Genomic DNA, 21532 nt, shown 5'->3' on the forward strand with positions numbered 1-21532 from the left:
ATGCGTAATGTAACCGTTCTTGTCGCCTGTTTGTTTAGCGCGACGGTTTCCGCCGCGGACTCTCACGGTGAGTACATCGCCAGAATTTCAGACTGTGTAGCCTGTCACACCGCTGAGGGTGGGGACGCGATGGCAGGGGGCAAAAAGTTTCCCACGCCGGTCGGTGATATTTTCTCGACAAATATCACGCCGGACAAAACCCACGGCATCGGTAACTATTCCTACGAGGATTTTGAAAAAGCGGTGCGTCAGGGCATTGCCAAAGATGGCCATCCGCTTTACCCGGCCATGCCATATCCGTCTTACGCAAAGCTCTCCGACGAAGATGTCCAGGCGCTGTATCGCTACTTTATGCATGATGTCACGCCGTCTGCGACAGCAAATAAAGAGAATGAGATCCCCTGGCTGATTTCAGCCCGCTGGCCGCTGCATATCTGGAACTGGCTCTTTACCGACGCTCCTGCAACGGCTGCGGTAGGTAGCAACAGTACCGATGCCAGTGCCGCGCGGATCCAGCGCGGAGCTTATCTGGTTGAAGGACCTGGCCACTGTGGCTCCTGCCATACCCCGAGGGGAATGGCGATGAATGAGAAAGCCTATACTCATGCCGATGCACAGTACCTGAGCGGGGCGATGATTGACGGCTGGTATGCGCCGTCCCTTCGGGGCACCGGGATGTCTGAGCAGGAGTTAACGTCGCTGTTACTGACCGGTAAAAGCAAGCATGCTGCGGTTTCGGGTTCAATGGCTGAAGTCGTCAGTGAGAGTACACAATACCTGACGGATGAAGATGCAGCAGCGATTGCACAGTATCTGCGGAGCCTGAAAAACGTCAAACCGGAGCCGACACGAGCGGGCACCACCACGGCGTCCTGGTCGAATTCACCGCAGGCGGGAAAAGTGGTCTACAACCGTTATTGCTCGACCTGTCACGGTCTGGAAGGCAAGGGCACGGATAACAACGCGCCGTCACTGATCCACAATCCGCTGGTGATGGTTGACGATCCGACCCCGCTGTTCAGGGTGATTTCGCAGGGCGCGGAAACGCCGACCACGCGGGGCAACGTGTCGTTTAAGATGCCAGCGTATAACGGATTGCTGACCGAAGTTGAGATGCGCGATGTGATCAACTATGTACGAAAAAGTTGGGGTGAAGGCAATGGCGAGGTCAGTCAGGAGGAGCTTGCCGGACTTAAACCAGCTACACACTAAGCGTTATGCCTGATGGCGCTGCGCTTATCCGACCTATAAAAACCGTATTGTAGGTCGGATAAGACGCGTTAGTGACGCCATCCGGCAACGTTTATCCTACGTTTGCCTTGATAATGCCCGCCAACCGGGAAAACGCCGCGGCCATCTCATGTTCTTCAATACTGGCAAAACCCAGCAACAGACCGCTGCGTTTCTCTTCGTTGACGTAGTAACGTGACAGCGGTCGTACCAATAACCCCTGCGTATTCGCCAGCTGTGCAATCATGCTGTCGTCGGCATGGGCTGGCAATTGTAATATCAGATGCAGCCCGGCGTTACTGTTGAACGGTCCCAGATAATCCTCTCCGAGTTGTGTGGCGATCAGGTCCACCAGCGTCTGACGACGGCGGCTGTACAGTTGGCGCATTTTACGGATATGCGCGGCGTAGTAGCCTTCGCGGATAAACTCTGCCAGCGCGGCCTGAATCAAAAGGTGTCCGCCGCGATAGAGGTCGTTATGCACTTTCTTCAGCGGTGCAGCGAGCGGTTTGGGCAGCACAACATACCCGAGTCGGAGGGCAGGATAGAGCGTTTTGCTGAATGTGCCGATGTAGATAACTGGACTTTCTTCCTCCAGTCCTTGCAGTGAAGGAATAGGCTGCCCCGAAAAGCGAAACTCGCTGTCGTAGTCATCTTCCACGATCCAACTGCGTGTTTCACGTGCGCGAAACAGTAACTGCCGTCGCCGGCTCAGGCTCATCACCGACCCCAGCGGATACTGATGTGACGGTGTCACAAAAATCAGCTTCGGGGACACCGCTGACGACACTGGCGGTACCATGCCCTGTTCATCAACCGCCATCGCCGAGAAGTTAACCGCGTTGATGCGCAGAATATTTTTGATTCCCCAATAGCCTGGCTCTTCAATCCAGGCGTTATCGCCAGGGTTACACAGGGTGCGGGTCACCAGATCCAACGCCTGGTGAATGCCTTCGGTGATCAGTATCTGTTCAGGAGCACACCTGACGCCGCGCGCGGTACGCAAATAGTCCGCCAGCGCTTCTTTTAGTTCACCGTCGCCACCCGCCGCATCATAGGTGAGAAACTCCGGGCGCAGGCGTCTTGCCAGCCGGTCCTGAATTTTTTTAAGCGTGCGGTGGGGGAAATGTTGCACATCCGGAACGCCAGGAATAAACGCCCCCCACTGGCGTGGGCTGGCGCTGGCATTACCGAGCAGCTCCAGGCAGCGGGCGGACAGGCTGGCGCGGTCTTCCTGTGCGGGGGGCACGTTTTTTTTATCGGGCCGTTGCGCGAGGTTGTCCAGCACGCTGTCGGTGACAAACGTGCCGCTGCTGGTACGTGCAGAAATATACCCTTCGGCTTGCAGTTGCTCATACACTCGCAAGACGGTATTGCGCGATAACGCCAGTTCGCCCGCCAGATCGCGCGAAGGTGGCATACGGGTGGCGGGTTTCAAGCTGCCTTCAAGAATGCAGCTGCAGATGGCGGCATACAAACGCCGGTGCAGTTTCTCGTCGGTTTGCTGGCTAAATGCATGCTTGATCACATCTCCGGCAAGTGAACGCATTTGGATCCTTAAAATAAAACGATTTGGCTCTCGATTAAAGTACCAGATGGCGTCTAGATTTAAAGGGTAATTCAACCCTGAATGTGTTTATGAACAAGGTGTAGAGAATGAATAATAAAAACCTGCAACAACGTCGTCTGGATGCAACCCCGCGTGGCGTGGGCGTAATGTGTGACTTTTTCGCCCAGTCGGCAGAAAACAGCACCATTACCGATATCGAAGGCAATCAATATATTGATTTTGCTGCCGGGATTGCCGTCCTGAATACTGGACACCGTCATCCTCGTATGGTGCAGGCGGTTGAAGCGCAACTTCAAGCCTTTACCCACACGGCCTATCAGATTGTCCCGTACGAAAGCTACGTCTCGCTGGCGGAGAAAATCAATGCGGCCGCGCCGATTGACGGTTTGCGTAAAACCACGTTCTTTACCACCGGCGCAGAAGCCGTCGAAAACGCGGTTAAAATTGCCCGCGCGCACACCGGCCGTCCCGGCGTGATCGCGTTTGGCGGGGGATTTCATGGCCGTACCTATATGACGATGGCGCTGACCGGCAAGGTCGCACCGTATAAAAAAGGCTTCGGGCCGTTCCCGGGATCGGTTTACCACGCACCGTATCCTTCTGAGTTGCAGGGCATCACCACCGCAGATTCGATAAAAGCCATCGAGCGTCTGTTTAAAGCTGATATCGACGCCAGTCAGGTCGCAGCGATTATCTTCGAACCTGTCCAGGGTGAAGGGGGCTTTGTGGTGGCCCCACCTGAATTCGTTGCCGCTATTCGTCGCATCTGCGATGAGCACGGTATTGTGATGATTGCCGATGAAGTCCAGAGTGGTTTTGCCCGCACCGGCGAGCTTTTTGCCATGGACCATTACGCCCACAAAGCCGATCTGATGACCATGGCGAAAAGCCTGGCGGGCGGTATGCCGCTGTCTGGCGTGGTCGGCAAAGCCGAAATTATGGATGCCCCTGCACCGGGTGGTCTGGGCGGTACCTATGCCGGTAACCCGCTCGCCGTGGCGGCCGCTCACGCGGTGCTTGATATCATTCATGATGAGCAACTGTGCCAGCGAGCAGCGGCGCTGGGTGAACAACTGCGTGCCACGCTGACCGATGCCCGTGCGTGGTGTCCGGAACTTGCCGAAGTGCGTGGGTTAGGATCGATGATTGCCGCTGAGTTTTGTGATGCCAGCACCGGAGAGCCTTCTGCGGCCACGGCGCAACGCGTACAGAAGAAAGCCCTTGAGCAGGGGCTGCTGCTGCTTACCTGCGGCCAGTACGGCAACGTGATCCGTTTCCTTTACCCGCTGACCATTCCGCAGGATCAGTTCGTAAAAGCGCTGGAAATTATTAAATCCGTCACTAAATCGTGATAGTGCGCGTATAGCGTCAACCCTGGCCGACGGTGGTACACATCGTCGGCTTTTTTGTTCCTGTCGGTTTCTTAACGTCAATTGATCTTCATCGGTAGAGTTACCTGATTATTGGAAATTCGTTGCCAGATACCTCGTTATATAATTTAATATATATCGATTTTTCTCCTGTCCAGATGGTATCTATGTTAACTCTTCGTTCATTTTTGCTGGTATGCGCCAGCATGTTGTTTGCGTTTTCGGCGCAGGCAGACCGCACGATAACCGATCAGCTTGGCCGCCAGGTCACGATCCCCGATAGCGTCAATAAGGTGGTGGTGTTACAACACCAGACGCTGAATATTCTGGTTCAACTGGATGCCACGCAGGACATTGTCGGCGTGATGTCGAGCTGGAAAAAACAGCTTGGACCGGCGTTCGCCCGCTTTATGCCGACGATTACGACCCTGCCGACGCCGGGCGATCTCACCAGCGTGAATATTGAAAGCCTGCTGGCTACCCACCCGCAAGTGGTGTTTGTTGCCAACTATGCACCTGCCGAGATGATTCAGCAGATTCAGAATGCCGGGATTCCGGTGGTGGCTATCTCATTACGTCAGGATGCTGCTGGCCAGCAGAACAAAATGAACCCGACTATGGCTGACGAAGAGCAGGTCTACAACGAAGGCTTAAAGCAGGGGATTCGCCTGATTGCCGACGTGGTGGGACGTAAACCGCAGGCTGAAACGCTGATCGACTACGTTTTTTCGGCCAGGGCTAAATTCAATGCGCCGGTAGCGGCGATTGCACAGGCGCAAAAAGTCCGTATCTATATGGCCAACCCCGATCTCATGACTTACGGTGCCGGAAAGTACACGGGCCTGATGATGCAGCATGCCGGAGGGCTAAACGTGGCTGCGGCGAGCGTTAAAGGCGCGCGGCAGGTTTCGCTGGAGCAGGTGTTAGTGTGGAACCCGCAGGTGATTTTTGTCCAGGACCGCTACCCGCAGGTGGTGACGGAGATCCTAAACGATCCCAACTGGCAGAACATCGATGCGGTAAAAAATCATCGCGTCTGGCTGATGCCGGAATACGCCAAAGCCTGGGGATATCCGATGCCGGAAGCGCTGGCGCTGGGTGAATTGTGGATGGCAAAAAAACTCTATCCGAATGCCTATAAAAACATCGATGTTGATGTGCAGGCACAGGATTACTACCACCGTTTTTACCGCGTGAACTGGCAGTCCGATGCTGCTAAGTAATCGCGCTTTCCCCCTGCAACCGATACTGATTACCGTGGTGCTACTGCTGGGTGTTGGTTCACTGTGTGTGGGGCAATATCCGCTGTCGCTGTGCGATGTGTTCTCACTGTTGAGCCATTACGCAGACTCGCAGGGTATGGCGCACCAGGTCGTCTGGACCGTCAGACTCCCGCGTATTTTGATGGCACTGCTGGCGGGCGGCGCGCTGGGGTTATGTGGGGCTACGCTGCAAGGCGTGTTTCATAATCCGCTGGTGGACCCGCATATTATTGGGGTGACCTCAGGCTCAGCATTTGGCGGCACGCTGGCGATTTTGCTTGGGCTTGATCCGTTCCTGATGATGGGGTCGACGTTCTTCTTTGGTCTGGCGGCGTTGATTCTGGTATATGCCATTGCCGCGCTACAGGGGCTGGAAAACACGCTGGTGCTGATCCTCTCGGGCATTATTTTGAGTGGTTTTTTTGCCGCGCTGGTGAGCCTGATTCAATACCAGGCCGATACCGAAGAGACGTTACCCAGCATTGTATTTTGGCTGTTGGGCAGTTTTGCAACCGCCAACTGGCATAAAGTGTGGCTGCTGGCGGTGCCGGTCGGCATTGCGGCCATGCTGTTGTACCAGTTGCGCTGGCGAATCAACCTGTTATCACTCAACGATAAAGACGCCACAGCGCTCGGGGTGGCGGTGGTTCCGCTGCGGCGCAGTGTGTTGCTGTGCTGCGCATTGCTGGTTGCGGCGCAGGTCTCCGTCAGCGGCAGTATTGCCTGGGTGGGGCTGGTGATCCCGCATCTGGCCCGCCTGCTGGTAGGCGTTGATCACCGTCGGTTACTCCCCTGCGCTTTCTGGCTGGGCGGCGGTTTTATGATTGTGGTAGATGATATTGCCCGCACGCTGCTACCTGCGGAAATTCCTCTGGGGATCATCACCGCCTTGCTCGGCGCGCCGCTGTTTGCCTTTTTGCTGATTCAGTCCAGCCGACGGGGGAAACGATGATATCTGCCGCACTTAACGTCGATCAGCTGGAGTATGGTTACCGGATGCCGTTGTTTGCGCCGCTCACGTTCCGCTGTGAGAAAGGCAATATCTGGGCCGTGCTCGGGCGTAACGGTTTGGGGAAGAGCACGTTGCTGGATACGCTGACCGGTACGCTGCCGTTGTTGGGTGGAAACATACAAAGTGAGGGGGGAATGGGTATTGTGGCGCAGCATACGCGCTTACCGTTTCCCTACACCGTTAGCGATGTCGTGCTGATGGGCCGCGCGCAGCATGTAAAGTTATTTGCTCAACCGGGCCAGCAGGATAAAAAGCGGGCGATGCAGGCGCTGGAGCAGCTCAATATTGCGCATCTTGCGTCCTGTACCTTTTGTTCACTTTCCGGCGGGCAGCAACAGTTGGTAATGATCGCCCGGGCGTTGGTCACGGATTGTCAAACGCTGTTGCTTGATGAACCCTGTTCCGCGCTGGATTTAGCCAATCAGCAGGTGGTGCTGCAGCTTATCAGCGATCTGGCGTATCGCCAGGGCTGCAGCATTCTCTTTACAACGCACGATCCGCAGCATGCACTACAGATAGCCAGTCATACGCTGCTGTTGTTGCCGCAGGGGAGATGGCTGGCGGGGCCAACTCAGGAGATTGTGACGGAAGATAATTTGTTCCAGGCGTACGGTTTACCGCTGCGAAAATTTAGCGTGGACCCGCATCCGACGCCGTTTATCGCGCCGCTGTTTACCATTCATCGTTAAGTGTTTTAAAACCGGCGCTGGCCAAACATGTTTGTCCGTCGCGCGCGAGGATAAAATCAACCAGCGCTTTGACGTTTTTAGACGCCTCGAGCACCGCCAGCTGGTATTCACAGCGAATGTTATGGTCCGTGGGGATCGTTACGCAGCGAATATCGGGCTGCCCGGCAAGTGCTGTTGCATAGTGCGCGTAGCCAATAAACAAATCCGCCAGGCCCTGGCGAATAATCCACGCGCTGGCCAGTTCGCCATTTGGCACCTTAACCGTGTCACGGCCACCGACAAGGGGAATAGCGCGTTCGCGCAGGCGCTGTCCAAGGCCGGGTTCGAGCACATCTAGGCTGTCGAATAATGCCCAGGTATAATCCCCGGAAGGGTCACAGCCGGGGGTTGAGGTGCCAATACGCAGGGTTGGATCTCGCAGTAACTCCAGCCATTCGCCGGTTTTGCGGGTGGTGAGGCTCAGTTGGTTCCAGCAAAAGGTATGCGCGGACAGTGCCCTACCGCTGGCCAGCAACTGCTGCGGATGTGCACGATTGGCCGAGGCAAATAAGGCACAAGGTTCACCGGCTTCTATACGTTCGCGTAATAATCCGGCCGGGCCGTATTCCACACAAACGTCAATTCCGCTTAGAGACGTGAACTGGTTTATCAGCGGGGTAAAGGCCAGCCGTAAACTGCCAGCAGCGAAGAGCGTGATGGGGCATGACATAATGTAGCGAGTCCTGAATTCGAGGTCCGAAATGAATGACAGACATCTTAAACGTCATCATATTGTATATGACCAACTATTCGATGCAAATGGCAATAATTATCTGGGTAATAATTTTTTTAAGATATTAACAATTGAATTAATGATTAGCTGTACCCGGAAAGGCTGCTGGGTCTTTTTACTGTAAATCACAAACAGATCCAGATGGGTGGAGAAGTTATCAGGAAGTGTAGGGACCAGACCGTCGATATCTGTTTCTTTAATGATCAACTCGGGCATAAATAAATAACCAAGACCCGCTTTGGCGAGTTCGATTGCGGCATACGAGTTATCGCAGGCAAAATCACCGCTAATGATTATCTTTCTTATTTCTTTATGTGAGTCGTCATTTATATACCAGATGTTATGATTGTCTTCCATATGTGAGAAAAAAAGTATACAGGGACTGTGTCCATAATCTTCAATGGAGTGGATCGGATATCTCGCAATCATGTCGCGGGTGCCATATATATTGGCCGGAATCGATGCGATATTTCGCGCAATAAGTTCGTCATTGTCGGGCAATGAATGCGTAAACAAGATGTCGCAGTCATCACTAAAAGGGACGCCAAGGGTAAATTCAGCGTTGCTGAGGTTACTGGTGGTCAGCATTAATTTAATTTCCGGATGCTGCGCTTTCAACCCAGGAATGACGTACTTGGAGATAAATAACAGCTGACCGGTAGGGGCATGGATCCTGACAAACCCATCAGACGCCAGCTTATAGGCCATTGTAAACTTCTGGATATCTTCACATGACTTCATGTGTTTTTTGACGTAGGGGAGAAGCTCTTCACCGAAACGGGTCAATTTTATCGGCCGACAAGAGCGATCGAACACGGAGAATCCAAAACGGTCCTCCAGTTGTTGTAAGGTTCTACTGATATTGGGTTGCGCAATTTTTAGCGTTTCCGCAGCCAGACTCAAACTACGGGTACACGAAAGTTCATAAAGGATACGGAGTTCGTTATCGTTAAAGCTGATTTTCTGGACCACTGAGACCTCAGATATGCCTTGTGAATATTATCTGTATACATTCCCGCACGGCTTCGGCCAGTGTCTTTTGAAATTGAATGTATACAGTCCAGCCAACAAAAATAGCGCAGGCATGTTACGTGAACATACCTTTTAAACGGTTGCACAATAATATTTCAACCAATTCTTATCCATTAAAAGATAGCATGGTTTGTGTAAGAAAACAAAAAAGCAAAATGCGAAAATTACAATGAATAAACGTGTTGTTACGGGGTTCATGACTATTTTGATAATGGGTGGGCGGTAGATAAAGCCTGTTTCTACCCATTTTAAGGTTACTGCAGGAGTGTAGGTAACGCATTATATCTATTACGCATAATGTTATGCACATTGTTTGCGAGACGCATGAGGTGAATCTGACTAGAATACCGCGCAAATTTATGGTCACAGGCTGGATTCAGGGATAACGAGTTAATACTTAAGCAAATTTTACCGAATGAATAACGTTTTATTCACTTTTATTACAAATTAAACCCTGAGCCCTCTGTAAAAGTCGCACACTTATTATGATCGAAAGAACTGCATGGCTTTGCCTGATTGTACACCTGTCGATCATTACGACGCCGGTACTGGCAACAATAACAAGCGAACCTCAATCGTCGCAATGGCAAAGCGAATTACTTGCACGACCTTCTGTCGTATATGTGCTTCAGGCCGAAGAAACGACGGATTCCGTTGCCGAACGCTTAGGTCTGACGACCACCCAACTGCGCTATTTCAACCAATTCAGAACATTTAACAAACCGTTTGAACAATTAGATCAGGGTGATGAGCTTGATATTCCGGCCTCAGCCTCCGGTGGGAATAAGGCGGCAGGCGCGAGTGACAAGCTACACCAGGAACAGGAAAACGACGCCGGGGTTAAACGCCTTGCCAGCGGTGCTTCGGGCCTGGCGAATATTCTGGAAAACGGCGATGCGGCACAAGCGGCCAGCGGTCTGGTCCGTTCAGAAATTAACAGTAAAGCGAATGAAACAGTCACTGGCTGGTTAGGGCAGTTTGGCACGGTACGGGCGCAGTTGAATGTCGGCGAACAGTTTTCCCTTGATGATAGCAGCGTAGATTGGCTGGTGCCGGTATATGAAACACAGACGAATGTCTTATTCACCCAACTGGGTTATCAGAATCAGGACGACCGTAATACGCTGAACGTTGGCGTGGGCGTACGTCATTTCAGCCATGACTGGATGCTGGGATTTAATACCTTTTATGACGCCGATTTGAGCGGCGATCATCGTCGCCTTGGCGTTGGGGCTGAACTGTGGCGCGACTATTTTCAACTTGCTACCAACGGGTATTTCAGACTGTCTGACTGGAAGGCCTCGAAAGACGTGGAAAATTATGACGAACGCCCGGCGAACGGTTTTGATGTCAGAGTGCAAGGTTGGTTGCCTGACTATCCGCACCTTGGCGGCAAGTTTATCTATGAGCAGTATTTTGGCGATGAGGTCGGGCTGTCTGGCGAAGACGAACGTGAGAAAAATGCCTGGGCCTTCACGACCGGTATCACCTGGACGCCGTTCCCACTGATGACGCTGGGTATTGAGCAGAGTATGGAAAAGGGTGATGAGCGAGACACCAGCGTGCAAATGGAGCTGGCGTGGCGACCGGGTGAAACCCTGGAGTCTCAACTTTCGCCTGATGAAGTGGCCTCTCTGCGCGAGCTGGAAGGTAGCCGCTACAGCCTGGTTGATCGTAATAATGTCATCACTCTGGAATATCAGGCACAGGATCTTGTGCAGTTGACGCTTTCTGAAGAGGCGATTCAGGACGCTGAATATACAGTGCATACGATTTCGACCGATGTCACGAGTGAATACCCGCTGGCGCAGGTCACCTGGGATAACGCGGCGTTTCTGGCGGCTGGCGGAGAGTTTCGCGAGCTGAGCGTGAATATGTTTTCACTGACATTGCCTCCTTACCAACGCTCTCCATCCTCAGACGGGACGGCAAACCAGTATCGCGTCGTTGCGATGGCAGAGGATACCGAAGGGAATACCAGTAATGCCCAGACCTTGCTGATTGAGGTTCTACCCGTAAATCTGGCGTTTGGCGATGCGTTACAGGTCACCGGTAACGGTGCGCCCGCTGATGGTAAAACGCCGGTTACTGTGACCGCAACCCTGGTCGATGATGACGGCAAACCGGTTAGCGGAAAAAATATCACCATGGGAATGACATTCGCCGACGGCAGTATCACCGCTGAGGATGTGATGAGCGATGCGGCAGGGCGGGCGATGTACAGCGTGGTCTCTCACGTTGCGGGTCAGGCAACGGCGACGGCCAGGGTGCATGAACTGAGCCAGAGCGCGAAAGTATTGTATAGCCAGGCGAATTCGGGTGTCGATGAAATGTACTCGGCGTTGCTGGTGAACCCGGCGGTGATTCGGGCCGATGGCGAAGATGTTGCTGAAATGACCTACAAAGCCAATAACAGCGAGGGCGAGCCGGTAACGGGCCTCGAGAACGTGTCGTTTCAGGTGTCCGGTGTGCCCAATACCACCTCCACAGTAGTGCGTGAAGTCGCGCCGGGTATCTATCGTGCAAAGTTGAGCGGTATTCATGCCGGGAAAGGCGTGGTGCAGGTTATGCAGGGAAATGTCGTGGCGAAGACCTTGCGCCGTCCGGTTACCCTCATCTCCACCGGTAACCCTGTCGACCCGCAGCAATCTTCTTTAAATGCGACGCCGGGAAGAATATCCGCCAATGGTAACGCGGAATCGACTCTGGTTCTGCAGTTAACCGACAGCAGCGGGAACCCACTGAAAGAAAAAAACGTCCGATTTACCAGTAGCCTCGCCGGAACGACGATCGGCAACGTCACTAACCGGGAGGATGGTACGTATACCGCCACATTGACGGGTACCGCAACCGGAAACGCAAAAATAAGGACGCATGTTAACGGGTTTCTGACCACTATCGCGCCGACGGTGGTCAAGCTGGTACGTGATGACAATTCGGTCAGTCTTGAGGCTGTGGTGGTGCTTGACGATCATGCGCTGGCGGATGGTGTAGATGAGAATGTCATCAAAGTCACCACCTTTAACGCGGATGGGACGCCTGCTGCGGGTGAAACCGTACGACTGTACGCGAACAATCATGCGGATATTCCTCCAGCAGCCACCACCGATGCTAACGGTGAGGTCTCGGTGTCGTTGACCAGTCGGGTCGCGGGTGAGGTCACGGTGATTGTCGAACTTAACGGCAGCACAGAGGAAGTTGAAACGAGTTTTGCCGTTGATGATGACAGCCTGGATCCAGCGAAATCTCAACTGAATGTCGTCCCTGAACGTATTGAAGCGAATGGCAATGCTGAATCATTTATTCACTTTTTATTAAGGGATCAGCAGGGCAACCCGGTTACCGGGCAAAAAGTGACCTTCACCAGTCCTCTGGAGGGCACGACTATCAGTCAGGCTAAGGATAACCATAACGGCCTGTATAAAGCGTCGTTATCTGGCGTAACAGCGGGCGTGGCCGAGATTTCTGTCAACGTGAATGACCATCACTTTGCGGTTACTCCAGTGAGCGTAACGCTCACGCCAAAAGTGGGTGAGGCCGGGCAGGGCGTCACGCAGGTGGTGGCAGACAATGCGCCGGCCAATGGCAGATCGGCGAATCAGGTGAAGGTCACCATACACCATGCGGATGGGCGTCCGGCCAGCGCGCAGGCGGTGCGATTCGTGGCGACTAACGGGGCGGCAGTACCCACCTCGGTGATGACTAATAGCGAAGGCGAAGCAATGGCCATGGTGACCAACCGCATCGCCGGAAAATCCGTGGTGTCGGTGATGTTAAACGGACATGTCCAGCAGGTTGAACTCACCTTTCTGTCTGATGAAGGCAGCGCCACCATTTTCCCTGGCGACCTGCGCATCATAGCGGACAACGCATTAGCTAACGGCGCTGCTGAAAATAAAGTCAGCGCGACCGTCAGGGATGCGTTTGGTAATCCTGTGGCGGGGCAGCAGGTGAAATTTAAGGCCAGCCACGGCGTACGTGCTTCTGCACAGGGTGTGACTGATGCGAACGGCGTGATAACAGCGACCCTGACGAGCGCGACTGCGGGACGCAGCGAGGTTGTGGCGCTAATTAATCGTCGCGGCGAGCACGTGTCGGTTAATTTTGCCCCCTTTGCATCATCGGTGAAAGTGCTACGCAATGGGCAAGCGCTGACCACCCATCCGCAGGTGGGCGACCGTTTATCCGCTGTCGTCATGTGCGGTGAAATTGTCTGCGAAGAGCAGCCAGAACATTTTCAGTGGCAGGGGGAAACCGCTGCAGGCAGTAACCAGTTCACCGCGATTCCACAGGCGACGGGCCGTATCTATGTTGTGTCTGGCGAATGGCAAAAACGTGCTTTGCGCGTGGAAACACAAGAATCACCCTGAAACCCGTAATTTCCCGGCTGACGCCTTAATCCCTTTTTATTATTGAGTACGCAAATGAAACGCAAAAACTTTACCTTAACCGCCAGTAGCGCGATGTTAATCCTGTCATTTCCCGCCCTGGCCGTCTTGTCCGATCCAACCGATACCGTAAAAGGACGCGTGCCGGTTATCACCCAGAGCACGATTGTTTCTGCTGATACCAACAGCAACGGCGTCTTCGACATTGGCGATGTGATTTCCATCAGCCAGCAGGGCGCGTTCAGCGACCCGGACGGGGATGCAGAATCGCAAAGAACCTTTCAGTGGCAGGCGGATGGGGCAGATATTTCGGGCGCCACCAGTGATACCTACACCGTGACGGCGAGTGATTTAGGCAAAAAGATCACCGTGTTGGTTACGCCGCATACTGATCCAACGATAACCGATCCGGATACCGGTATCGCAGTTGCGTCAAATGAGCTGTCAGCGGCTTCTGCATCAACGCCGATCGCCGTACAGATTGATGGCGCAGTGAATGGCTTCCCGCAGGTTGATACTGAACTTAGCGCCGTCGTACAACTGGCTGACGGCAGCGCCGGTGATGCTGGCACCTATCAGTGGAAGATTGAGACCGCGATTGGTTCTGGCGTATACCAAAATATTCCAGGTGCGAACGGTAAGACTTACAAACCGGTAGCCGGGGATCAGAAACGTAAGATACAGATCGAGGTGAATTAATGTCACCCATTGTGCAGCAGCGAAGTGTTCAAGCGCTGCTGCGTATAATCGCCGTTTATTCGGATTGCCTGAGCTATGAAGCTGAATAGTGTCGCGCTCACTCTGCGCAGCGCCGCGGGTGTGCTGGTTGTTTTTGTCGCCACTGAAGCCCTGGCGGTGACAGCACAGACCGCGACGGTAAAAGGACGCCCGCCCGTGGCCGGTCAACTGCAGGTGATTAACACCTCTGCGCCGGGATTAAATCCGGCTCAGGGAGATACGCTGGAGATTGCGTATCAATTTCACGATCCTGATGGTTTGCAGGAAAGTCCATCAGAGACCCTGTTTCGCTGGTTGGCCGACGAGCAGGTAATCTCAGGGGCGAATGAGCGTCTTTACACGCCCGGCCCCGCGCAGAATAAACGCTACCTGACGGTTAAGGTGTTGCCGGTTGAGATTGAACCTTCCGATCCCGACCGACCGGATGCGCCTTTTGTCAGCCCAAACGCGAACGCGCCGGTGCTACCCGCGCGAGCAGACTTGTCGGCCGCGTTTCATTATGCTTCGCCAGCGCTGCGCTGGGGGGATGCGTATATGCACTGTGCGAACAACGGCATGCGTTTACCAGATGAGGGCGATCTGCAGGATATGTTTGTGACCTACACTCGGGCAAATCGTGTGGGGCAAGATTCTAAAGGCGATTTACGGCATACCTATGGCATTGCTGGACGTAACGCTATCTGGACGACACGCGCGCTCAATGATACGCACCATGCGGTGATTAATGCTTTTACCGATGGGCGTAGTAGCGCGGCGGCAAACGCCAGCAGACAGACAGTGGTGTGCGCGCAAACCGGTACGCCGGACACGCTCCCGGCGATCGTCAATTTAGCGATACCGGCGCCCCGCGAAGGGGAAGATGTCACGCTTTCCTATCTTTATCAGGGGAATGAGACTATTCCCGACCGGTCGCGTTTTCAGTGGTTTCGTGCGGATAATGCCGCAGGAACAGCCGGAAAAACGGCAATTCGTGGGGCGGTTGAAAAAAGCTATACCCCCGTTGCGGAGGATGTAAATCGCTATCTGGTGGTGGAGGCCACGCCGGCAAGCTATGACACGGTAACGGGGACAATGGTCAGTGCGGTCAGTGAACGCGTCGCAGCAGGTGGCGTCAGCGTCGTTCCCGGAACAACGACGATTCACGTCAATGGCGCCACGTTTGATACTCAGAGCGGATTTCCGCGCAGTGGATTGGTCGGCGCCAGCTTTCAGTTGCGTATGAATGGCAATGCTGCCAGCAACCGCGATTACAGCTGGAGCGATAATCGGTCGTGGTTGAGCGTGGATGAGAAGGGCGTGGTGACGTTTAACCGTCGGCCTGAGGGGGCGGAGAAAACCGCCACCATTACCCTACGGTCGAAAAATGATGGTGGATCTTATGCTTATACCTTTACGGTCACGAGGTGGCTAATTACTGACGGCAATCCAACAGGGTTTAATAATGACTGGTGCGGTAAACAAGATGATGGCTATCGCCGACCGACCGCTGAAGAATCGACCCGCAACGGCGAGCGAGCGGCATCAACCGGACGCTGGTGGAGCGAATGGGGGCCGTTGTACAACTTTGGCGGCAGCTGGGTCAACGCGTCGTACTGGATAGATGAACTGGGCAGTAAAAATACGTTGAATATGAGTAACGGGATAGTGACGAATACCAGAAAAAGCAGTCATGTGGTCTGTATAGCAGATGTGAATTAAGGCGTTTTTCTAAACGGATGGTTGCCTGTAGGACGGTGAGGATGGCAGGCAGCCACAGCCAATTGTTGAAGGCTGAATAGCAATCAGTGAAATTATTTTTTGAGAAAGTGAAAATATTGAGGGAAAACGAGAGAGTAAGCACCAAATCAACGGGAATTGATTTGGTGCGTCCGAGTGGACTCGAACCACCGACCCCCACCATGTCAAGGTGGTGCTCTAACCAACTGAGCTACGGACGCAAGATGGTGCGTTCAATTGGACTCGAACCAACGACCCCCACCATGTCAAGGTGGTGCTCTAACCAACTGAGCTATGAACGCAACGTTGTAGGTGACAACGGGGACGAATATTAGCGGCACAGACCGAATGAGGCAAGAGGGAAATTGTGTTTTTCTGCATGTTTTCACGCGATTGCAGAGTAATTAAGCAAGTTGATTATATTTTGTTGATTTTTCAGCGTGTTTTTTAATCAGGCTGTGTGTTTGCATTTCTGAATCGGCCTCAGAGCGTTAGTTTCAGTGCCTCCCGCAGTATCTCCTTATCCATACAGTTTCTCCAGCCGCTGATTTTCATCCTGCTACTATAGACGCCGCAGCTCGGTCACGCCGGTTCGGCAAATGTTGTCAGGGGGAGGGTCAATACCTTATCAGCCTGAATTGGCGACACATCACATCAATTGGCTGATTTCATAGTTATCTTTATATATAAACACGTTAAATCACTTTATGTTACCTTAACACTTCATCAGCTGTATTTTTCAGGTACTTGCGAAAAACTGGTTAAACTCCGATCAAGTAGGATTTATCCTTGGGATAAATGCTAAATAATCGTGATTTGCATCACGCAATTGCAATTAATATGCTCTATAAGCCTAACATTTATGAATTCATAAACTGTTAAATATGGCTAATCATTCCCTTGTTCATTGCGTATGAAGTAGGACTTAAATTGATATATGTCAATTTACAGTGGCGGTTGTACGCATGCTAACATTAGCACATGCTTATAATTTTAAAGATCGCAATAATTTTAAGCTTCAAAACAATTAAGAGGCGTTTCTGTTTTGATTATTTTGAAATTTTTAACTATTTAAAAAATATAACTATTTATTAATGTTATATAAGATATAACTATTTAAAATCAACTGGTTATGTTTTTATGCCGACTTGGTTTTCTTTGTTGAGCCAGAATGCGTGGTATGAGTTTTCTTTATGTAATACCCCCACCTAACAAACAGTATCTAAATTTAACTCTTATGTATTTATGTATTACTATCTGAAAATAATGTTTCATACTGTAAAAGCATCAGAGACGGATATGACTAAAGAAATTTTAAAGGTGAGCATGGCGGGAGAGGTTTTCTCTCATAAATGTGGATTGACTAAAATTATCGCGATCGTTGATGAATGCGTTTATAACAGACTGACAATTGAGAAATTCATTTCCTGTTTCACTAAGGAAAGCGAAATTTATTCGTTTTCATGCTTCACAGATTACAAGAGTTGGGACAGTTTCCGCAATGATGACAAGGAGTCTTGCTATGTGATCATCAATACGTCATCAGCCTCTTTATTTGGTGATGATGTCGTGAGTTTTCTTCGATATGAGAGATTACGAGCTGATGCTTCAGGCGTTGAAAGGCCTGTTTTATTGTTGAGGAAAACTCAGGATAATTTGACTTGCCAGAATGCGATTATGAATCATTATCTACTACAAATACAAAAATCATCGTTGTTAACTGTTGTGGACTGTGACAGTGACTTACCTTCGAAAAAATTGATAAGGCAGCTATTTAATTTTATAAAACAGGGGGTGACCTATTCGATACGGGATGCTGCGAATCCTTTGCGTGAGCATTTAGGTACTGGATATAACAGGACTGTCAGAGTGATATTATACTCGCGTAGCCTCTCATATTGGTCAGCCTGTTATAATACTAAAGTGCGATACACGCAACGAGCATCATTACTATTAAAACTACGAAGCAAACCGGTCACTACTTAAAGTTAGATAAAGTGTTAGCCATTAAAGATGGCAGTAATGTAACTGTAAAATATGATTGCGGTACGGTAGTGAAGAATATTGGGCGAATTCAATGCGCTAATATTTATAAGGAGTGAAGGACGACACTGTCAAGTTAATGGTAATCTCTATAATCATAATGGATTAAAATAAAATATGGTATCAATTTATGGGCTAAAAGACATTGATTTGAAATCAATTATTTCATTCATCGTTACGATGGAAACAGGCAGTCAATATAATGCCTCGCGATTGCTTGGGTGTTCGGTGGCGACCATTAGCCATAACATCAAGCGCACGCAATTATATTGTGGTACACCATTATTTATTCGTGAGGGACGGAGGTTGACGCCAACTAAAGATGCTGTTTTATTAAAGGCTGAACTAAAGTCATGTTTACTTCAGCTTAGTTCTGTTTTATGCAAAGAAAATGAATGAGGATATATGTATCAGCAATCGTCAAAGTAATTGAATGATAAGATTCTTGCTATTGGCGCTCTAGAATTTACTTGAGATTATTTATTAAAAACAACATGTTTTACAGATGGCGTGAATTATCTAATTATCATTTCATTTGGGAAGTGTGTTGGTGTGATTTATGTATACTGAAACTAAGGAAGAATAATAACCGCATCGGAGCTTTGCTTTGCGGTAAATAATAAAAATATGCAATGACCATTTTAAAACATCAATCAAACATGTGGTTTAATACAACGGGGAAATATTAACATGATGAAAACACAAGTAATATCACGCATAAATTACAGCGACAGCACCTATAGACGGAGTGATATACCGTTGGTCTTCAATACCAGAGGTGCGATGCATATGACAGCAACGCGCCTTACTGTTATTGCAGCAGCCGTATTATTTGCACTTTCAACGCTGCCGGCGCCCGCATGGGCTCTATCTACTGGTGGTAATGGTGGCGGCGATGCCGCAGGCCAAGTTGGTGGAAACGGTGGAATCGTTGGCGGGGATGGTCAATCTGGCCCTTCAGGAGCCGCTGGCGGCGGCGGTGGTGGCGGCGTGGGTGGCTCTAATCCAGTTAACAATGACCCTGGCGGCAACGGTGGTGCGGCTGGTGCTAACCCTACTACGCCATCCTCAGGCGCCATCACCAATACAGGTGTGTTGGTTGGTAACAGCGGTGAGGCAGGATCTAACGGGTCTTCTGGTACTTCTGCTGGGGGTAATGGCGGCGGCGGCGGCGGCGGCGGAACTGGCACCAATGTTGGTTCTGCAGGCTCTGCAGGCTCTGCTAGTGCAAGTGGCACGGGTGGTACAGGTGGCACAGGTGGAGGCAACGGAGGTTCTGCGACTAATGGTGGTGGCGGCGGCGGTGGCGGCGGAGGCAGTAGCGGCGGTCTCGGAGGGGCTTTTGGCGGTCTCGGTGGAACGGGGACTACGGGCTCGGGTAACACAGGCACTGGCGGTAATGGAGGAACTGGTGGCGGCGGTGGTGGTGGTGGCGGCGGTAGTGGCCTGGCCGGTGATAATATTGGGGGTGGCGGTGGTGGTGGTGGTGGCAACGCCGCGATACGTTTTACCAGTGGCATTGACAGCCTTACCAACAGCGGCAGCATTACTGGCGGCGCTGGCGGCGCTCCTGGTAACGGTGGACGAAGCGGTGGCGGCGGCGGGGGTGGTAACGCTGTGGAATTCCTGTCGGGATTAGCATCCACGTTAACCAATTCTGGCTCAATCACTGGTGGTGCGGGTGGTTTTGGACCCACTCTGGTGAGTCCTGGTGGTGGTGGGGGCGGACTGGGGATCTATGGCAGTCATGTTACGATAACCAACGAATTAACGGGCCAGATCTCCGGTGGTCAGGGCAGCTCGGGTGGCTCAGGCGGTAGTGGTGGTTCTGGGATTGGCGGAGCCAATTTGACTATTATTAATGATGGCACAATCACAGGGGCAAACGGGATTGGGCTCGGTGGCAATGGTATTACCGGTGCAGATCTTAATATTATCACATCGGGTAGAATCGCAGGTGGTAGGAAGATTATCAACGGGGCACCCGACGGCGTACAAGCCAATGCGATCCAATTCAACAGCGGTACTAACCGCCTGGAGTTGCAAAATGGTTATGTCATCGATGGTGCGATCATGGGGCAAACGACGAATGACACTCTCGCATTGGGTGGCAACAGCGCGACTCCATCCACCTTCAATATCGCCAGCCTCAACGCAGGTCAGGAGTTTGCTGGCTTCGGGCTTTTCGAAAAAGTAGGCACTAGCAGTTGGACATTACTCGGCACGACCTCGGCCAAGACACCGTGGACCCTCGCACAAGGGATACTGAGAATATATAGCGACGACGCGTTGGGCGTACAAGCAGGTACTCTGACATTTGGCAGCACCGGAGGTAACACGTTCAACAACGGTACTCTGCAGGTGACGGCGAGTACAGCCGCGAACCGCAATATCGTTATGAATGGGGTCAGCGGTACCATTGACGTCACTAGCGGCAGTGTATACACGATTGCTGGCGTGATCAGCGATGGTGCAGCGGGCGAAGGCTCGTTGATCAAAACCGGCGCTGGCACCACCGTGCTGACCGCCAATAACACTTATACTGGTAGTACCACTATCAGTGCAGGGACCCTGCAGCTCGGTGACGGCACTACCTCTGGCACAATTGTGGGTAATATTCTCGATAATGCAGCCCTGGTCATTAATAACCCGACGCAAATAAACCTTGTGGGTACGATCTCGGGAACCGGCTCACTGACTCAAGAGGGCACAGGTACCACCGTGCTATCCGGTGTGGGCAGTTCAGTAGGCAGTGCAGAAGTCACCGCAGGCACGCTGCGCTTTGAGCAGGTAGACGGGTTCACTACGGCTGGGGATTACACCACGCAGACCGGTGCCACAACTGATATCGGACGAAATAGCTCCACTCTGGCGGTAGGGGGTATCTTCACCCAGGCAGCAAACTCAGTGCTGAATACTACACTGCGAGCTCCAGACGCACCTGTCATTACGGCTGATACGGCCAGCATTGATGGTCAGCTCATCGTCAACGGATTTGTTGCTAGCCCTACGCCGGTTAAGGCCAGCGAAGTGGCCAACAACACGTGGACAGTCATCCATACCACGAACGGTATCACAGGCGACTTCGTCAACAACCCACTTGATGAGTCCGGATTGGACTACTTGCTACACGATGGGCATCTCTCTTTAGATGGTAAGGATTACAACCTTGGCTTCCGCCTGGCATGGACTGAAGGCTCACAGGAGAAAGGTACCGGTAACTTTACGGTAAATGACGGTACTGCATTTGATGTCGACACCGTGCTGGCAGATCAGACAGTACCTGCGGGCGGTTTCACGACTGGCTGGGATGGTAAAAGTCTGACGAAGGCTGGCAACGGATTGTTAGTCCTCTCCGCCCTCAATACCTACACCGGCAGCACGACACTCAATGGCGGTACTTTGCGTACCGACGCTGTAGACAGCATTGCCAGCAGCAGTGAGCTGAACATTAATGGCGGCCTGTTCGACCTGAACGGTAATAACCAGCAGGTAAATCGTCTGGGAGGTTCCGCTGGCGACGTGCGCCTTAATGGCGCAACACTGACCGTTAACAATGCAGCGGTAACGGATAACACAGCTTTTGCCGGTAATATTGTTGACGGTTCATCGCAAGGAAGTCTGACCAAAGCCGGCGATGGCACCCTGACGCTGTCCGGCAACACCCTCTGGACCGGGGACACCCATATCGACGGCGGTGAACTGGTGCT

General features: G+C 52.0%; 14 protein-coding genes and 2 tRNA genes. 11 read left to right on the top strand and 5 right to left on the bottom strand.

The window, feature by feature from the left end; translation table 11 throughout:
* Entirely contained in the window at window positions 1–1212 is a 1212-nt protein-coding gene (locus tag M2374_RS18570) for a cytochrome c (RefSeq protein ID WP_174361082.1), read from the top strand.
* 91 nt (window positions 1213–1303) lie between these two features.
* On the opposite strand, the gene M2374_RS18575 is transcribed toward M2374_RS18570, so the two are convergent.
* Window positions 1304–2779: a PLP-dependent aminotransferase family protein gene (locus tag M2374_RS18575; protein ID WP_259155595.1), complete on the bottom strand. Its 1476-nt coding sequence runs from the start codon at window positions 2777–2779 to the stop codon at window positions 1304–1306.
* Window positions 2780–2886: 107 nt separating this feature from the next.
* Between M2374_RS18575 and puuE the strand changes: the two genes are divergently transcribed.
* The 4 genes from puuE to M2374_RS18595 all read left to right on the top strand — a co-directional run bounded on the left by puuE (window position 2887) and on the right by M2374_RS18595 (window position 7133).
* Window positions 2887–4152, top strand: coding sequence for a 4-aminobutyrate transaminase (gene puuE, locus M2374_RS18580; protein ID WP_115258599.1), 1266 nt, complete (start codon window positions 2887–2889; stop codon window positions 4150–4152).
* 185 nt (window positions 4153–4337) lie between these two features.
* On the top strand, window positions 4338–5393 hold the full coding sequence (locus M2374_RS18585) for an ABC transporter substrate-binding protein (RefSeq protein ID WP_181688173.1): 1056 nt from the start codon (window positions 4338–4340) through the stop codon (window positions 5391–5393).
* A complete protein-coding gene (locus M2374_RS18590; RefSeq protein ID WP_181688172.1) occupies window positions 5380–6384 on the top strand; it encodes an iron ABC transporter permease in 1005 nt (334 codons plus the stop codon). Before M2374_RS18585 ends, M2374_RS18590 begins: the two co-directional genes overlap by 14 nt.
* Window positions 6381–7133, top strand: coding sequence for an ABC transporter ATP-binding protein (locus tag M2374_RS18595; RefSeq protein ID WP_115258596.1), 753 nt, complete (start codon window positions 6381–6383; stop codon window positions 7131–7133). The genes M2374_RS18590 and M2374_RS18595 overlap by 4 nt, the downstream gene beginning before the upstream one ends.
* Here M2374_RS18595 and M2374_RS18600 read toward each other — a convergent pair.
* Window positions 7117–7842: a substrate-binding domain-containing protein gene (locus tag M2374_RS18600; RefSeq protein ID WP_174361084.1), complete on the bottom strand. Its 726-nt coding sequence runs from the start codon at window positions 7840–7842 to the stop codon at window positions 7117–7119. The two genes, M2374_RS18595 and M2374_RS18600, sit on opposite strands and share 17 nt — an antisense overlap.
* 99 nt (window positions 7843–7941) lie before the next feature.
* Window positions 7942–8877 carry a LysR family transcriptional regulator gene (locus M2374_RS18605; RefSeq protein ID WP_115258594.1) on the bottom strand — a complete coding sequence of 312 codons (936 nt, stop codon included), beginning with the start codon at window positions 8875–8877 and terminating at the stop codon, window positions 7942–7944.
* A gap of 545 nt (window positions 8878–9422) precedes the next feature.
* Between M2374_RS18605 and M2374_RS18610 the strand changes: the two genes are divergently transcribed.
* From M2374_RS18610 to M2374_RS18620, 3 genes are all read left to right on the top strand, one after another.
* The gene (locus M2374_RS18610) at window positions 9423–13307 is read left to right on the top strand and encodes an inverse autotransporter beta domain-containing protein (protein ID WP_181688171.1); all 3885 of its coding nucleotides are present in this window, start codon (window positions 9423–9425) and stop codon (window positions 13305–13307) included.
* A 54-nt stretch (window positions 13308–13361) separates the two neighbouring features.
* Window positions 13362–14024 (top strand): ZirU family protein, encoded by a 663-nt coding sequence (locus M2374_RS18615; RefSeq protein WP_223240221.1) that lies wholly within the window; start codon window positions 13362–13364, stop codon window positions 14022–14024.
* A 75-nt stretch (window positions 14025–14099) separates the two neighbouring features.
* Window positions 14100–15761, top strand: coding sequence for a hypothetical protein (locus tag M2374_RS18620; RefSeq protein WP_181688170.1), 1662 nt, complete (start codon window positions 14100–14102; stop codon window positions 15759–15761).
* 162 nt (window positions 15762–15923) lie between these two features.
* Here M2374_RS18620 and M2374_RS18625 read toward each other — a convergent pair.
* Window positions 15924–16000, bottom strand: a tRNA-Val gene (locus M2374_RS18625).
* A 4-nt stretch (window positions 16001–16004) separates the two neighbouring features.
* Window positions 16005–16081, bottom strand: a tRNA-Val gene (locus tag M2374_RS18630).
* A gap of 1858 nt (window positions 16082–17939) precedes the next feature.
* On the opposite strand from M2374_RS18630, the gene M2374_RS22390 reads away from it, so the two are divergent.
* The 3 genes from M2374_RS22390 to M2374_RS18640 form a co-directional block, all read left to right on the top strand.
* A complete protein-coding gene (locus M2374_RS22390; protein ID WP_181219691.1) occupies window positions 17940–18221 on the top strand; it encodes a LysR family transcriptional regulator in 282 nt (93 codons plus the stop codon).
* A 496-nt stretch (window positions 18222–18717) separates the two neighbouring features.
* A complete protein-coding gene (locus tag M2374_RS22295; RefSeq protein ID WP_181688169.1) occupies window positions 18718–19461 on the top strand; it encodes a hypothetical protein in 744 nt (247 codons plus the stop codon).
* Window positions 19440–21532: autotransporter-associated beta strand repeat-containing protein (locus M2374_RS18640; protein WP_259155607.1), on the top strand; the 2093-nt coding region annotated here is incomplete at its 3' end. The genes M2374_RS22295 and M2374_RS18640, both read left to right, overlap by 22 nt.

Origin of the sequence: Citrobacter sp. JUb117 (assembly GCF_024809055.1) — a bacterium.
Taxonomy (GTDB): domain Bacteria; phylum Pseudomonadota; class Gammaproteobacteria; order Enterobacterales; family Enterobacteriaceae; genus Citrobacter; species Citrobacter gillenii.